The sequence below is a fragment of the Streptomyces sp. CNQ085 genome (assembly GCF_022614595.1).
Taxonomy (GTDB): domain Bacteria; phylum Actinomycetota; class Actinomycetes; order Streptomycetales; family Streptomycetaceae; genus Streptomyces.
This window is the reverse complement of sequence record NZ_JAJFAU010000020.1, coordinates 32,726-47,312: the sequence shown is the minus strand read 5'-3', so window position 1 is coordinate 47,312 and position 14,587 is coordinate 32,726. Positions and strand designations below refer to the sequence as shown.

At 71.4% G+C, this 14,587-nt stretch carries 13 protein-coding genes and 1 tRNA gene; 9 read left to right on the top strand and 5 right to left on the bottom strand.

Going from position 1 to position 14,587, the window contains the following annotated elements; translation table 11 throughout:
• Positions 1 to 368 (bottom strand): ABC transporter ATP-binding protein (locus LJ221_RS06340; RefSeq protein ID WP_241714514.1); only part of this gene is annotated, 368 nt, incomplete at its 3' end.
• Positions 369 to 889: 521 nt separating this feature from the next.
• On the opposite strand from LJ221_RS06340, the gene LJ221_RS06335 reads away from it, so the two are divergent.
• Positions 890 to 1,741 (top strand): putative RNA methyltransferase, encoded by an 852-nt coding sequence (locus LJ221_RS06335; RefSeq protein WP_241714512.1) that lies wholly within the window; start codon positions 890 to 892, stop codon positions 1,739 to 1,741.
• Between the two features lie 14 nt (positions 1,742 to 1,755).
• Positions 1,756 to 2,655 (top strand): IS5 family transposase, encoded by a 900-nt coding sequence (locus tag LJ221_RS06330; protein WP_241714510.1) that lies wholly within the window; start codon positions 1,756 to 1,758, stop codon positions 2,653 to 2,655.
• Positions 2,656 to 2,804: 149 nt separating this feature from the next.
• Here LJ221_RS06330 and LJ221_RS06325 read toward each other — a convergent pair.
• Together LJ221_RS06325 and LJ221_RS06320 are read right to left on the bottom strand one after the other, a co-directional pair.
• Positions 2,805 to 2,876 (bottom strand) — tRNA-Gln (locus LJ221_RS06325).
• Between the two features lie 11 nt (positions 2,877 to 2,887).
• Positions 2,888 to 3,583 (bottom strand): hypothetical protein, encoded by a 696-nt coding sequence (locus LJ221_RS06320; protein WP_241714508.1) that lies wholly within the window; start codon positions 3,581 to 3,583, stop codon positions 2,888 to 2,890.
• 179 nt (positions 3,584 to 3,762) lie between these two features.
• On the opposite strand from LJ221_RS06320, the gene LJ221_RS06315 reads away from it, so the two are divergent.
• Complete coding sequence (locus LJ221_RS06315; protein ID WP_241714506.1) at positions 3,763 to 5,109, top strand: sensor histidine kinase; 1,347 nt, start codon at positions 3,763 to 3,765, stop codon at positions 5,107 to 5,109.
• Positions 5,110 to 5,121: 12 nt separating this feature from the next.
• Here LJ221_RS06315 and LJ221_RS06310 read toward each other — a convergent pair whose 3' ends face one another.
• Both LJ221_RS06310 and LJ221_RS06305 read right to left on the bottom strand, forming a co-directional pair.
• Positions 5,122 to 5,634 carry an SUKH-3 domain-containing protein gene (locus tag LJ221_RS06310; RefSeq protein WP_374228390.1) on the bottom strand — a complete coding sequence of 171 codons (513 nt, stop codon included), beginning with the start codon at positions 5,632 to 5,634 and terminating at the stop codon, positions 5,122 to 5,124.
• Positions 5,631 to 6,137, bottom strand: coding sequence for a YwqJ-related putative deaminase (locus LJ221_RS06305; RefSeq protein ID WP_241714504.1), 507 nt, complete (start codon positions 6,135 to 6,137; stop codon positions 5,631 to 5,633). The genes LJ221_RS06310 and LJ221_RS06305 overlap by 4 nt, the downstream gene beginning before the upstream one ends.
• A gap of 305 nt (positions 6,138 to 6,442) precedes the next feature.
• Here LJ221_RS06305 and LJ221_RS06300 point away from each other — a divergent pair, with 305 nt between their 5' ends.
• The 6 genes from LJ221_RS06300 (at position 6,443) to LJ221_RS06275 (ending at position 14,447) form a co-directional block, all read left to right on the top strand.
• A complete protein-coding gene (locus tag LJ221_RS06300; protein WP_241714501.1) occupies positions 6,443 to 7,447 on the top strand; it encodes an SMI1/KNR4 family protein in 1,005 nt (334 codons plus the stop codon).
• 6 nt (positions 7,448 to 7,453) lie between these two features.
• Positions 7,454 to 9,661 carry an SUKH-4 family immunity protein gene (locus tag LJ221_RS06295; RefSeq protein WP_241714499.1) on the top strand — a complete coding sequence of 736 codons (2,208 nt, stop codon included), beginning with the start codon at positions 7,454 to 7,456 and terminating at the stop codon, positions 9,659 to 9,661.
• Positions 9,662 to 9,894: 233 nt separating this feature from the next.
• Entirely contained in the window at positions 9,895 to 10,899 is a 1,005-nt protein-coding gene (locus LJ221_RS06290; RefSeq protein ID WP_241714497.1) for a cellulose-binding protein, read from the top strand.
• Between the two features lie 198 nt (positions 10,900 to 11,097).
• Positions 11,098 to 12,564: a bifunctional UDP-N-acetylglucosamine diphosphorylase/glucosamine-1-phosphate N-acetyltransferase GlmU gene (gene glmU / locus LJ221_RS06285; RefSeq protein WP_241714495.1), complete on the top strand. Its 1,467-nt coding sequence runs from the start codon at positions 11,098 to 11,100 to the stop codon at positions 12,562 to 12,564.
• Positions 12,565 to 12,654: 90 nt separating this feature from the next.
• Positions 12,655 to 13,632 carry a ribose-phosphate diphosphokinase gene (locus tag LJ221_RS06280; protein WP_241714494.1) on the top strand — a complete coding sequence of 326 codons (978 nt, stop codon included), beginning with the start codon at positions 12,655 to 12,657 and terminating at the stop codon, positions 13,630 to 13,632.
• Between the two features lie 224 nt (positions 13,633 to 13,856).
• On the top strand, positions 13,857 to 14,447 hold the full coding sequence (locus tag LJ221_RS06275) for a 50S ribosomal protein L25/general stress protein Ctc (protein WP_241714493.1): 591 nt from the start codon (positions 13,857 to 13,859) through the stop codon (positions 14,445 to 14,447).
• The last annotated feature ends 140 nt before the right edge of the window (positions 14,448 to 14,587 follow it).

Below are 14,587 nucleotides of genomic sequence, written 5' to 3'. Positions count from 1 at the left end.
ATGTTCTCCAGCGCCGTCAGGGTGGGCAGCAGATTGAACGCCTGGAAGATGAAACCGACCTTGTCCCGGCGCAGTTGCGTGAGCTTCCTCTCCTTCAGGGAGGACAGTTCGGTCTCACCGATCCACACCTGCCCCGACGACACCGCGTCCAGCCCCGCGAGGCAGTGCATCAGCGTCGACTTGCCCGAACCCGACGGACCCATGATCGCCGTGAACGCGCCCCGCGCGATGTCCACGTCCACCCGGTCCAGCGCCACCACCCGCGTCTCACCGGCGCCATACGCCTTGACGACCTGCCGCGCCCGCGCGGCAACGGCCGTACTTCCTCCACTGCCCCCGGTCCTGGGATTCACTACAGCCGTTGTCACGGTATGTCTCCTGTATCGACTGTTATCAACTACGCCGCGCCGGGGCTTCCCCGAAACCCGCGTCACCGACTGGACTTACGCGAAGAGCCTGTCGCACCCGGCCCGGCGCCGCGATGGTGCGCGGTGCCGTATCCGTACGGGGCGGGCACCGCCCCGGCGGTGCGGCACCCTGCGTCAAGCAGCCTAGGGAGCGATCCGCCCGCCCTCGTCCTGCCAGGGGACGAGCCGCGGGTAGGAGGAAGGGGGTACCACCCCTAGGCCATGTCTCCCAACTGCCCTTGGACATTGGGGCATGAGGGTTTCCGCTGTGCTCGTAGACTTATGACGTGGCATTCATGAGCACCCCGCACTGCTGCTTCCTGTGATGGGAAGGCGCTGAGGGCGATGCCGGACGGCGTCGCCCTCCTTGGTGTGCCTGCTGCGCGAACCGCCTCCTGATACTGCCCGTTCCTTTCTGAGGCAATGACGCTCTGACCGCGCAGGCACGATCCCTTCCCTTCACCCCTTGCCAGGAGTGCCTCGTGCCCGTGTCGCTTCCCCCTGCCCTCGATCTGTCCCTCGGCCTGCTGCGTTGCCCGACGTGCCGTACGCGCCGCCTGCACCCCGGCCACGGTGCATTGCGTTGCCCGGTGGGCCACACCTTCGACATCGCCCGTCACGGCTATGCCAGCCTGCTGACGGGCACCCGCGCCACCAGCGGTGACGACGCGGCCATGGTCCAGGCCCGGGACCGCTTTCTGTCCACCGGCGCCTACGCGCCCATCCGCGACATCGGGGCCCGCCTGGCGGTTGATGCCGTGTCCGAGCAGGGCACGGTGGTGGATGTGGGTTGCGGCACGGGCTACTACTTGGCCGGCGTACTCGACCAGTTGCCCGGTGCCCGTGGCCTGGGGCTGGAGACATCGGTGCGCGCGCTGCGCTTGGCAGCCCGCGCCCACGGCCGGGCCGCCGCGGTGGCCTGGGACGTGTTCCGTCCCTTCCCACTGGCCGACGGGGCGGCCGATGTCGTGCTGGACGTGTTTGCTCCACGCAATCCGGCCGAGTTCCACCGCGTTCTGCGCCCAACCGGCCGGCTGATCGTCATCCGTCCCTCCGGGCGGCACTTGGCCGAGCTGCGTGGCCAGATGCCTGCGATGATCACGATCGACCCGGCCAAGGAACAGCGCCTACACCGGGCGCTCAACCCCTTCTTCGAGGCCGTCGTCACCGAGCAGGTGGAGTACTCCGTTCCCTTGACCAAGCTGGATGTCCTGGATCTGGTTGGGATGACACCGAGTGCACGCCATGTGAGCCGCGCAGACCTCAACGACGGTGGCGTCCTGCCCGATCAGATCACTGTCTCCGTGCTGGCCACCGCCTACCGGCCCCGGTGACCACGAGCGGGCGCATGCGTTTGCTGACCGACGAGCAATGGACACGCCTGGTGCCCTGCCTTCCCCACAACGCCGGGAAGGCAGGGCGTCCGTTCGCCGACCACCGCCGCATCGTCGAAGGGATTATCTATCGATACCGCACGGGCATTCCCTGGAGAGATCTGCCCCGCGAAGCATTCGGTCCCTGGCAGACGGTGTGGAAGCGCCATCGCAGGTGGGCGGCGGACGGCACCTGGGACGCGGTTCTGGCCCAGGTGACCGCTCATGCGGACTCGATCAACGGGATCGACTGGACGGTCGCGGTCGACTCGACGATCAACCGGGCCCACCAGCACGCCACGAACACGACCCGGCCGGAGAAGGACACCAGCGCTGTCACCTGCCAGAACAAGAACGAAACTCCGGCTACCAGGGGCGAGCCGGCCGGCCACGCCATAGGCAGATCACGTGGCGGCCTGACGACCAAGATTCATCATGCCGTGGACGGCAACGGCCGCCCGCTGGCGGTCGTGGTCACCCCTGGCCAAGTCCACGACGCGCAGGTCCTCCCTCTGTTACTGGGGGACATCCGCGTCCCGCGACTTGGCCCCGGCAGGCCGCGCACCACGCCGGACGCACTGCTCGCAGACAAGGCGTACTCCTCCAAGCAGGTCCGCGCAGACCTCGCGGTCCGCGGCATCCGCACGGATATTCCCGAGCGTGCCGATCAGCAGGCCAACCGCAAGAGGAAAGGCCGCAGCGGTGGACGGCCCCGGACTTTGGACACCGAGACCTACAAGCGCAGGAACGTCGTGGAACGAGCATTCAGCCTGCTCAAACAGTGGCGGGGCCTGGCCACCCGTTACGACAAACTCGCGATCGTCTACCGCTCCGCAGCCGTACTGGCGGCGATCATCGCCTGGTTACGGAGTTGAGAGACACGACCTAGGGGACTCGGTCCCAAGGATGCCCTTTCCCCTTACGTCAACCTCAAGTCGGCACAGGCCGACCGGGCGGCCGGGCCGGGCGCGGATACGGCGAAGGACCCCGACCGGTGGTCGGGGCCCTCCATTCGAACTTTGAGCTCCCCCGCCAGGACTCGAACCTGGAATGATCGGACCAAAACCGATAGTGTTGCCAATTACACCACAGGGGATAGTAAAAGCCTTAATTCGGACATCCTTCCCGGCTGTCCGAACCGGCCTCCACCACTATGCCGTACCACCAGCCCTCGATGCGACGGTAAAGGTCGGCACTGCCGAGAACCCTCACCACAAGGCAGCCGTGATACGCCTTGCCGGTGTTCTTGCGCACCGTCACGGGGTTGTGCTTCTTGAGCGTGGCCCCCTCCAGCACGCTCACGTCCACTCCGACGAGGTCAGCCCAGTAACGCTCGGCCCCCTCGACATCCGCCGACTCGTGGATCATGACGCGGAAGCGCAACCGCTCCGGCTCCACACCGACCAGCGCCAGCCACCTCAGGTACAGCGTGATCATCCCCGGGTCGCTGTTCACGAAGGTGACTCGTTCCTCAAGACGGTACGACTTGCTCTTCGTCCCCTCGGCCCAGTAAAGGCCGACCCCTACCAGGAACAGCTCCCGGTCCGTCATGCGACCGATCTCGCCGGCCGCCATCGCCTTCGTCTGCTGCCGCAAGACCTCCTGCTTACGCCGGTAAGGCTCCCAACGCGCCTCCGCCATCGCGCGGGCGTGCTCCGCACGCCTCGGCCTCGGCAGATCCCGCACCCACAGCGACACCGAGCTCTTCGACACCCCCAGCTCCGCCACGATCTCGTCGTATGTGCGGCCCGCGCGGCGCAGAGCTCGGGCGCGCTCCTTCATCTCCGTCTTGGCTTGAACCATGACGTCATCCTGGACCCGCAAAGGAGTGCGTGGTTCGAAAATCCGGATGATTCAGTTCTTCGGGTGAAAAGTAGCTTTTTCGTCACCGCTCACACCGGTGCTCGCCCCGGCGCACATGCGGTTTTCCGCGGGCGGAGCCGCCCCGAAAACCGCTGGCGGGCGGTCGTAGGCTGGGCGGTATGACCGAGACGGGGGAAAGCGTCGAGGCCCATGACCAGGGCCGGGGTGATGCGCCTCGGGGGCCGCTGTGGTGGACGCGGCGTCGCGGTGCGGCGCTGGACGCGGTGCTCGCGCTGGTGTCGGGTGCGGAGTGCGCGGTGCAGGGAGTGCCGTTCGCGCGTGAGGCCGGTCTTCCGGTGGGTCTGTCGGTGGCGCTGGGGACGCTGGCGGGGCTGTCGCTGGTGCTGCGGCGCAGGTGGCCGATCGCGGTGGTGCTGGTGGCGATCGCGGTCACGCCGGCGCAGATGGGCGTTCTGCTGGGGACGGTGGGGCTGTACACGCTGGCGGCGTCGGATGTGCCGCGGCGGATCATCGCCCTGCTGGCCGGCATGCAGGGGCTGGGGACACTGATCGTCGCGGTCGTTGAGCTCCGGCGGAGTGTGGTGCGGGACGACTACGGTCATGACCCGCCGGTGTGGTTCGTTCCGCTGGTGTCGGTGCTGATGTCGGTGGGGGTGACGGCTCCTCCGGTGCTGCTGGGGCTGTACGTGGGGGCGCGGCGGCGGCTGGTGGAGAGTCTGCGGGAGCGTGCGGACGGTCTGGAACGGGAGTTGTCGCTGCTGGCGGATCGTGCGGAGGAGCGTGCGGAGTGGGCGCGCAACGAGGAGCGGACGCGGATCGCGCGTGAGATGCACGACGTGGTGGCGCACCGGGTGAGTCTGATGGTGGTGCACGCGGCGGCGTTGCAGGCGGTGGCGCGGAGGGATCCGGAGAAGGCGTCGCGGAACGCGGTGCTGATCGGGGACATGGGGCGGCAGGCACTGACGGAGTTGCGGACGATGCTGGGGGTGCTGCGGGCGCATGAGGCGAGGCCGTCGGGGTCGGCTGTGGGGTCGGATCGTCCGTTGGCGCGGGTGGCGGAGGTCGCGGAGGCGGTCGCGGCGTCCGCAGGCCGGGGCTCGGAGGAGACCGGTGGGCCGTGCCTGGGTGATCTGGACGCGCTGGTGGGGCAGTCGCGGGCGGCGGGGATGTCGGTGGAGTTGTCGGTGGAGGGGGAGGTGCGTTCGTATGCGCGGCGGGTGGAGCGGACGGCGTACCGGGTGGTGCAGGAGGCGTTGACGAACGTGCACAAGCATGCGGCGGGTGCGTGTACGCGGGTGCGGTTGGCGTGTCGTGCGGGTGAGGTGGCGGTGCTGGTGGAGAACGACGCGCCGGCGGAGGGAACGCGGGGTGCGGGGTTGCCCAGTGGGGGCAACGGTCTGGTGGGGATGCGTGAGCGGGTGGCGTCGCTGGGTGGGGGGTTCGTGTCGGGGCCGACGGAGGCGGGGGGTTTCCGGGTGTCGGCTGTCATTCCGGACCGGGGCTGAGACCGGCCGGGGTCATCCCGGGGCGCGGGTGAGGCGTTTGGGGTTGGTGCCGGTGACGAGGGTGGTCAGTGCGGCGTCGAAGGTGTGGCCGAGGTACCAGTCGCCGGTGTGGTCGATGCTGTAGACGCGGCCTCGTTCGTCGATGGCGAGGAGTGCGTTGCCGCCGTCCTCTTCGCCGAGGGGGGCCAGGGCGGTGCCGAGGGCGCGTCCGAGGTCGTTGAGGGTACGGGGCCAGTGGAGGCCGTGCAGAGGGTCGACGCGGACGGCTGCGGGGGCGATGTGGCGGCCGGGTTCGGTGCCCGCGATGTGGAGGCCGCCGAACTCGGCCCAGACCTCGACGGCGGCGGGGAAGACGGCGTGCCGGTGTCCGGTGGGCGAGTGGTGGGCCCGGAGGGTGTCGGCCCAGATCTCGGCCTGTGCGATGTGGTGGCGTCCGGGTGTCCAGCCGGCGGCGCGGAGGGCGGCGTCGACGGGGACGGGGAAACGGGTGGTGGTGTGGCGGGGGTGGGGGATGGGGGTGTTCACCGTTCTCCTGCGGTGTCGACGGGGCGCACGCCGAAGTGCGCGAGGAGGGCTGCGCAGGAGCGGCAGGGGGGCGCGTAGGTGCCGTGCGCCGGATCGCCGTCCTCGCGGATGCGCCGGGTGGTGATCTTGGCGCCCTTGAGTGCTTTGCGGGCTTCGCCGGTGCTGAGGGGTTTGCGGCTGGCGCGTTTGCCGCGGCTTGCTTCGGCGGCGGCGAGGTGGCGGGAGATGAGGACGGCTTCGGGGCAGCGTCCGGTGTGGCGTTCGCGTTGGGGGGCGGTGAGGGTGTCGAGGTAGTCCTGGACGAGGGGGTGGAGAGCCGGGGGGGTGTCGGCTTTGCCCGCGGTGCAGGTGAGTGTCCGGCCGCGTACGGAGAGGGCGGCGGCGACGGTGGGCATGATGCCGTCGCGGCGGTGGCGCGGGACGGGGGTGGTGTCGTCGGGTGCGCCCCAGCCGATGCGGGGGTCCGAGAGGTGCTCGGCGGTGTCGTGTTGTGTGGCGTGCATGGTTGGGTTTCCTCCCCGCGCATCCCCCCGATGGCGTTGGTTCAGGGTGCCAAACGGGCGGGCTTTTGGGAAAGCGGGGTCGGTTTCGGGGCATGTCGCAGGGCGTGTCCCGGCCCGGTGTGGCCGTGTTGTGAGTGTGCCGTGCAGGGGCGGCGAGGTGTCCGCCGGGGTGGCGGTGTGGTGTCGGTTGGGGGTGTGCCGGAGCGGGCGGACGGGGGCGGGACCGGTGGTGGGGGCAGCGCATAGGCTGTGCTCGTCAGCGCCCATCGGCGCCCGTCAGCCAGTTGCCAGCAGGGGGCACCGCCATGACGACAGGTAGGCCTGGGTTGGGGGTTTCTCCCGGTTCCCGTCCCGGGGAGGGGTTCGCGCCGCCGAATGTGGCCTATGCCGGCCAGGTCGTGCGTTTTCCGGACCCGGTGCGGGCTGCCCGGTATCCGGGTGGTGTGCGGGTGGATGAGCGCGGTTATCCGGATTTCTCGCCTTTCGCGCGCGCGGCGGTGGAGATCGCGGAACCGCCGGAGGGTTTCGGCGGGGACGAGCTGCGGTTGACCGACCATGTGTCGGCGAACGCGGCGATGCGTGCGGAGGGTCATGAGTTGTGGGCGGAGTCGCCGTCGGTGGCGACTCCGCACGGCTGGACGTGGCATCACGTGGCGGGTGGTCGCAGGCTGGAGTTGGTGCCGGTGGAGGTGAAGGCTCTGCTGCGGCATCACGGTGGTCTGGCGACGGCTGTGGTGGATCACGGGAAGCGGGGGACGCGGCCGTTGCAGGAGACGCGGCCGGTGCGTTTCGAAGTGCCGCACGGTGTGGCGGTGTCCGAGGAGCAGGTGCTGGACGCGGAGGAGACTCTGGGGTGTCGGCTGCCGGAGTCGTACCGGTCGTTTCTGAAGGCGGCGGGTGGTTGTGCGCCGGCGGGAGTGGCTCTGGACGCGGAGTTGGGGTTGCTGGTGGATCAGCCGTTCTTCACGGTGCGTGAGGAGGCGGCGGTCAATGATCTGGTGTATGTGAACAAGTGCCTGCGGGACCATCTGACGAAGGATTATCTGGGTGTGGCCTTCGTGCAGGGCGGGATCGTCGCGGTGAAGGTGCGCGGTGAGGCGCCGGGGTCGGTGTGGTTCTGCGCGTACGACGACGCGCGGGACCGGGACGGACTGTCGGTGCGGGAGCGGGTGGCGGGGCTTCTGCTGCCGTGCGGTGCGGATTTCGACGACTTCCTGTTGCGGCTGGCGGGTAATCCGCCGGAGTTGGAGACCGTGGCCGGCCTGATGGTGGACGGCGGGTTCGCTCGTGCCGTTCCGGTGGAGGGGTGAGGCTCGATGGTGACGTTCGCGCAGGCGCAGGAGCGTGCGGAGCGCTGGGTCAACGGTGGTGTGCCGACGTATCAGCGCCGTGAGGTGTGGGTGCGGGAGTTCGGTCTGGGTTTCGTGGCGTGGGCGGAGGATCGCGCGGACGGTCCGTCGTCGGGTGGTGGCCGGCAGCGGCTGGTGATCGCGCGGGACAGCGGTGAGTCGACGCTGTGGCCGGCGTTGCCGGTGGGTGAGGTGATCCGGCGGTACGAGGAGGAGTACGGGGCCTCGGCCGCACCGGCGCCGGCGGCTCCGCCTCGGCGGGTGGATCTGGAGGCGACGTCGTTCCTGCTGACGCCTCCGCAGTGGTTGCAGGAGGCGGCGGACCGGTTGGGGGTTCCGGGGCGCCGTGAGGCGGCCGGCTCGGGGGGCTCGGGCCGGCCGTCGGGTGGTTCCGCGCCGGTGCCGGATGCGCCGGCGTCTGCCGGGGAGGCTGTTTCCGGTTCCGACTCAGGTTCCGGTTCGCCGTGGGACGCGGCGGACACCAGTGGCAGTGGTGGCGATCTGGCGTCGGCGCGGCCGCCGGTGTCGGTGTCCGTGCCGCCGATCAGCGGGAGTGACGACGAGGACGGGGGGCCGGGTCCGGTGTCCGGGGCGGGATCGGAGGCCAAGACGGCGCTGCTGCCGGAGAGCGGTGGTGTGCTGCCGAGGACGGCGGTGGCTCCGGCGGCCGACGACCCGCAGGGTTCCGCGCGGAACCAGGATCAGGACCAGGAGCGGCAGCCCTCACGGTCTCCGCGGACTCCGCCGGGCGGGGTGCACCGCGCGGCGACGATGCCGGCCGACCCGTCGGCGGGCGGCCCCGGCACTCCTCCGCCTGCCGCTCCCGGTGCTCCGCCGCCGCCCGGCGCTCCGGGGGTGCCGGGGGATGCCGCCGGCCGTGCGCCGAAGCGCGGCGGGGCGTCCGTGCCGCCGCCGGGTGAGCCGGGTGTGCCGGGGGCGGCTTCGCCGGGTGGGCCGTCCGGTGGTGCGGCCTATACGCCTACGCGGTTGGTGTCGGCGGACGGAGTGGCGTCCCAGGGACGCGCGGACACCCCCGCGCCGGGTGCTCCGGCCGCTCCGGGGGGCGGGGTGCACCACGCGGCGACGATGCCGGCGGGTCCGGGGGGGCCGGGGGGGCCTCCGACGGGCGGTCCGGGGGGTCCTCCGGGCGCGCCGTCGTACGGCGGTCCGGGGCAGCGGCCGTCCGGTATGCCGATGGTCGGGCCCGGTTACATGGCGGTGCTGCGCTATCGCGCGCCGGACGGTTCCGAGCAGCAGCTGATCCGCCGTTCGGCGCCGGGCACTCCGCATCCGGAGTGGCAGATCCTGCACGAGCTGCGGGCGATGGGTGTTCCGCCGCAGCGGGTGCTGGAGCTGCACACGGAGCTGGAGTGCTGCGACGTTCCCGGTGGTTACTGCGCGCGGATGGTGCGGGAGTCCTGGCCACAGGTGCGGATCAGCCACACCGCGCCGTACGGGCGCGATGTGGCCTCCCGCCAGCAGGGGGTGCGTCATCTGATAGAGCATCAGGGTGAGTTGCACCAGGTGGCCGACGGTCCGGCGCGTCCGGCGCCGGTGCGGGTGCCGCTTCCGCCACCGCATCTGCTCCAGCCGGCGCCGGCGGTCGGGCCGGACGGTGTGGCGCAGGAGCTCGCGCAGGCTTTCGGCCCGCAGGCGGTGTTCCGTTTCGACCAGCGTGCGGTCTCCCGGCAGGGTGTTCCGGACGTGGTGGCGCAGACGCTGATGTGGGCGGGTCTGCCGGTGGAGTTCGGTCCGTTCTTCTGGGTGCAGGCGCAGCCGGGGCGTCCGGTGCCGACGCTGGCGGAGCTGGCGCGGGAGCGCGGGGCGCTGCCCTCGGCGGACGCGGCCTCGTATCTGGTGATGGGCAACGACTACGGGCGTCAGCTGTGTGTGCGGTACGGCACGGCGCACATCATGGCGGTGCCGCTGGAGGCTCCCGCGGGCGGCGGTCCGGCGGCGGCGCAGTTCGTCAACAGCGGTCTGCCGCAGTTCGTGCGGTCTCTGGCGCTGCTGGGCCGGATGTGGCGGCTGCGGTACGGGTTGACGCCGGAGCAGGCGGGCCGCTGGACGGTGGATTTCCAGGGGATGCTGGCGTGCCTGGATCCGGCGGCCCTGGCAGGTCCGGAGAACTGGTGGTCGGTGCTGCTCGAGCAGATGTGGGACGGGTTGCTGTAGTCGTCGCGTCCCGGCCGTCGCCGGTGTGTCCGTGCCCGGTCTCCGCTGAGCGGGGGCCGGGCACGGCTGTTCCCCGCTCCGTTGCCCGTGCCGTCCCCCCCGGCCGGGGGGCGTGCCGGGAGGATCACGCTTCCATGTGTGTTCGCGGGGTTTGTGTCGGTTGCGGGCTGTAGGGCCCCATGGCGCATGCTGGGTGGGATATCCGCCGGATTGTGTGGAGGTTGGGGTTCACGATGTCTGCGTCGTCTGCGTCCAAGTCGCCTCATGGCTTCGCCGTCGTACGGGGCCGCGGTTACCGGCCCGAGCAGGTCGACCGCTACACCAGCAGGCTGTACGGGGATCTGGAGGGAGCACGGGAGCGCCTGACCGGGCTGGGGGTGCTGGCCGGGGAACTGGAGGCGGAGGCGGACCGGCTGCGAGGGGTGGTCGCCGCGCTGCCTCCGCAGACGTACGAGGCGCTGGGCGAGCGGGCCCGGCTGATCCTGTCCGAGGCGGAGGCCGAGGCCGGGGAGCTGCGGGAGCGGGCGCGGGAGGAGTCGCGCCGGGTACTGGAGGGGGCACGGAAGGAGGACCAGGCCCGGCGGGAGGCGGCGCACGGTGGTGCGGCCCGGGTGCGGGAGGAGGCGGACGAGGCGGCTGAGGCGCTGCTCGGGCGGGCGCGGGAGCGGGCCGGTCTGCTCCGGGAGCGGGCGCGCACGGAGGCCGGGGGACTGCGGGAGGCCGGCGAGCGCGAGCTGCGGGAGATGGCCGAGCGCTGTGAGGCGCTGCTGCTGGAGCAGGAGGGGAAGCAGGCGGAGGAGGCCGAGGGCCGGGAGCGGGAGCTTGCCGGGCGCGAGGCGGCGGTGGCGGAGCGGGCCGCCGAGCTGTCCGGGCGGGGCGAGGCGGTTCTGGAGCGGGCGCGGCGGGAGTCCGCCGGGGCGGAGGAGGACGCGCGGCGGCTCCAGGCGGAGGCCGAGGAGCGGGCGGCGGAGTTGCTGGCGCGGGCGCGGCTGCGGCGGGAGCGTGTGGAGCGGGAGACGGAGCGGATCGTGCGGGCGCACGAGCAGCGGCGGGAGACGGTGCGGCGGCACATGGCGCATGTGCGCGCGAGTCTGGCGGCGATCACCGGCCGCGCACCGGGTGACGCGGAGGGCGCCGGTGGCGCGGGCGGGCCGGAGGGCGCGGCCGGCGGTCCCGGTGGAACCGCTGGTGGAACGGGCGGCGCGGCGGTGCCGGGCCAGGGGGCACCGGCGGAATGACCGGGTCCCCCCGGGTATCCTGCGGATGACACCACACCTTCCCGCGCGGTTTCGCCGCGGTCCGTCCCGTGAACCGGCGATGACCGCCGGGTGTGCGGGGGTGGTCCTCCGGGTGGGTTCCGTGCCGGTCCGGCGGCCCGTCCCGCCATCCGTCCACAAGACGTCCGAAGTTCCGTCCCGAAGCCGAAGGGCACACCCGTGAGCGCCAACCGCCCGGCAGCCGTCGTCGTCCTCGCAGCGGGTGAGGGCACCCGCATGAAGTCCGCCAGGCCCAAGGTCCTGCACGACATCTGCGGGCGGTCGCTCGTGGGTCATGTGGTGGCGGCCTCCCGTGAGCTGGACCCCGAGGAGCTGGTGGTGGTCGTCGGCCACGGCCGCGAGCGGGTCACCGAGCATCTGGCGGCGCTGGACGCGAAGGTGCGCACGGCGGTGCAGGCCGAGCAGCGGGGTACCGGGCACGCGGTGCGCACGGCGCTTCAGGCGCTGGCGGCCGACGGGGTGCGGCCGGCGGGGACGGTGGTGGTCGTCTGCGGCGACACCCCGCTGCTGACCGGCGAGACGCTGGCGGGTCTGGCCGAGGCGCACGCCGGGCAGGGGAACGCGGTGACGGTGCTGTCGGCCGAGGTGCCGGACGCGACCGGTTACGGGCGCATCATGCGCTCCGAGGACGGCGCGGTGACGGCGATCGTGGAGCACAAGGACGCCACCGGGGAGCAGCTGGCGGTCCGGGAGATCAACTCGGGGGTCTTCGCGTTCGACGGGCGGCTGCTGGCCGAGGCGCTGGGCCGGATCGGCACGGACAACAGCCAGGGCGAGGAGTACCTGACCGATGTGCTGGGCATTCTGCGTGCCCAGGGGCACCGGGTGGGCGCGTGTGCGGCGGGCGACCACCGGGAGATCGTCGGGATCAACAACCGGGTACAGCTGGCCGAGGCGCGCAGGCTGCTGAACGAGCGGCTGCTCCGGCGGGCGATGCTGGCCGGTGTGACGGTGGTGGATCCGGCGTCGACGTGGCTGGACGCGACGGTGACGTACGAGCCGGACGCGCTGGTGCATCCGGGTACGCAGCTGCTGGGTTCCACGCGGCTGGGCGCGGGCTGCGAGGTCGGGCCGAACTGCCGGCTGGCGGACACCGTCGTCGGCGAGGGCGCGGTGGTGTCCAACGCGGTGGCCGACTCGGCGGAGATCGGCCCGGGCGCGTCGGTGGGCCCGTACGCGTATCTGCGGCCCGGGGCGCTGCTGGGCCCGAAGTCGAAGGTCGGCACGTATGTGGAGATCAAGAACTCCGAGGTGGGCGAGGGCACGAAGGTGCCGCACCTGTCGTACGTGGGGGACGCGACGATCGGCGAGCACTCGAACATCGGCGCCGCGAGCGTGTTCGTGAACTACGACGGGATGAACAAGCACCACACCACGATCGGCTCGCACTGCCGGACGGGTGCGGACAACATGTTCGTGGCTCCTGTCACGGTCGGGGACGGGGCGTACACCGCCGCCGGGTCCGTGATCACCAAGGATGTGCCACCCGGTTCGCTGGCCGTCGCGCGCGGCCAGCAGCGCAACATCGCCGGCTGGGTGGCCCGGAAGCGTCCCGGGAGCGCGGCCGCGCGGGCGGCCCGGGCCGCGGGCGAGGAGAGCGGTGACGGCCCCGTGGCCGGGGGATGACCTGGTGGGAGTGCCCCGGCCAGGGCGTACCGTGAGAAGCGCACACCGTGGTGCGCCCCGACGAATCGATGCTCGCAAGGAGATTGTGTTGTGACCGGGATCAAGACGACCGGCCAGAAGAAGATGATGTTCTTCTCCGGCCGCGCCCACCCCAGTCTGGCGGAGGAGGTCGCGGGGCAGCTCGGTGTCGGCGTGGTCCCGACGAAGGCGTTCGACTTCGCCAACGGCGAGATCTATGTGCGCTTCCAGGAGTCCGCCCGTGGTGCGGACTGCTTCCTGATGCAGAGCCACACCGCTCCGATCAACAAGTGGATCATGGAGCAGCTGATCATGGTGGACGCGCTCAAGCGGGCCTCGGCCCGGAGCATCACCGTGATCGTGCCGTTCTACGGCTACGCGCGGCAGGACAAGAAGCACCGCGGCCGTGAGCCGATCTCGGCGCGGCTGGTCGCCGATCTGCTCAGGACGGCCGGCGCCGACCGGATCCTCACCATCGATCTGCACACCGACCAGATCCAGGGCTTCTTCGACGGCCCCGTCGACCACCTGTTCGCGCTGCCGGTGCTGACGGACTACGTGGGCGGCAAGGTGGACCGTTCCAAGCTGACGGTGGTCTCGCCGGACGCGGGCCGGGTGCGGGTCGCCGACCGCTGGTGCGACCGGCTGGGCGCCCCGCTGGCGATCGTGCACAAGCGCCGTGACCCGGACGTGGCGAACCAGGTGACCGTCCACGAGGTCGTCGGCGACGTGCGGGGCCGGGTGTGCGTGCTGGTGGACGACATGGTCGACACCGGCGGCACGATCTGCGCGGCCGCCGACGCGCTGTTCGAGGGCGGCGCCGAGGACGTGATCGTGGCGGCCACCCATGGTGTGCTGTCCGGTCCGGCGACTGACCGGCTGAAGAACTCCAATGTGAGCGAGTTCATCTTCACCGACACCCTGCCGACGCCGAGCGAGGCGGACGTCGACAAGATCACGGTGCTGTCGATGGCGCCGACGATCGCCCGCGCGGTGCGCGAGGTGTTCGAGGACGGCTCGGTGACGAGCCTCTTCGACGAGCAGGCGTAACGGTTCGGCGGGGGCGCCGTACCGGGCACACACCCGGTACGGCGCCCCCGCCGTGTCCGCCCCCGCTGCCGCGGGGCGGTAGACTCGTGGAGTTGCTCGGCGAGGGAGCCGTGCCCGCGGTGGCACGGTGATCCGTTATCGACGCGCTCTTCGCAGCAGGTCAGTCGTGGCCGAGTAGCTCTGGCAACCGCCACAGAACCGACTTGAGAGACGAGGAGTGCGTCATGGCCGACGTCAAGATCTCCGCCGAGGTCCGCAAGGAGTTCGGCAAGGGTGCGTCCCGCAGGCTCCGCCGCGAGGACAAGGTCCCCGGTGTCATCTACGGGCACGGCACCGAGCCGGTCCACGTGGCCCTTCCCGGCTACGACCTGATGATGGCCCTGAAGACCTCCAACGTGCTGATCACGCTGGACATCGAGGGCCGCCAGGAGCTGGTGATCCCCAAGGCCGTGCAGCGCGAGGCCATCCGCGGTTTCCTGGTCCACATCGACCTGCTGGTCGTCAAGCGGGGCGAGCGGGTCACCGTCGAGATCCCGGTCCACACCGAGGGCGAGCTGGCCCCGGGGCAGAACCTGCTGGAGCACGTGCTGAACACGCTGCCGGTGGAGGCCGAGGCGACTCACATCCCGGAGTCGGTGACCGTCTCCGTCGAGGGTCTGGGTGCCGGTGACTCCGTCCTGGCCAAGGACATCCCGCTGCCCAGGGGTTCCTCCCTGGCCATCGAGGAGGAGACCGTCGTCCTCAACGTGCTGGCCGCCCAGGCCGAGGCGCCCGCGGAGGGCGCGGCCGCCGAGGGCGAGGGCGCCGCGGAGTGATCCGCGGGGCTCGTCCCCCTTCTCCTCCGGCCGCCGGCCCGCGCAGGAGCAGATAGGTGCGCACCAGCCTGACCAGCAGAACGGCCGCGACGGCCAGCGTCGCGACGGCGAGCACCGCGCCGACGGCGATCAGTACGGCC

Bases quoted from the DNA above. Each gene is read 5' to 3' on its own strand.
- LJ221_RS06275 (WP_241714493.1), top strand. From the start codon at position 13,857: ATGGCCGACGTCAAGATCTCCGCCGAGGTCCGCAAGGAGTTCGGCAAG.
- LJ221_RS06295 (WP_241714499.1), top strand. From the start codon at position 7,454: ATGGTGACGTTCGCGCAGGCGCAGGAGCGTGCGGAGCGCTGGGTCAAC.
- LJ221_RS06320 (WP_241714508.1), bottom strand. From the start codon at position 3,583: ATGGTTCAAGCCAAGACGGAGATGAAGGAGCGCGCCCGAGCTCTGCGC.
- LJ221_RS06305 (WP_241714504.1), bottom strand. From the start codon at position 6,137: ATGCACGCCACACAACACGACACCGCCGAGCACCTCTCGGACCCCCGC.
- LJ221_RS06290 (WP_241714497.1), top strand. From the start codon at position 9,895: ATGTCTGCGTCGTCTGCGTCCAAGTCGCCTCATGGCTTCGCCGTCGTA.
- LJ221_RS06315 (WP_241714506.1), top strand. From the start codon at position 3,763: ATGACCGAGACGGGGGAAAGCGTCGAGGCCCATGACCAGGGCCGGGGT.
- LJ221_RS06330 (WP_241714510.1), top strand. From the start codon at position 1,756: ATGCGTTTGCTGACCGACGAGCAATGGACACGCCTGGTGCCCTGCCTT.
- LJ221_RS06300 (WP_241714501.1), top strand. From the start codon at position 6,443: ATGACGACAGGTAGGCCTGGGTTGGGGGTTTCTCCCGGTTCCCGTCCC.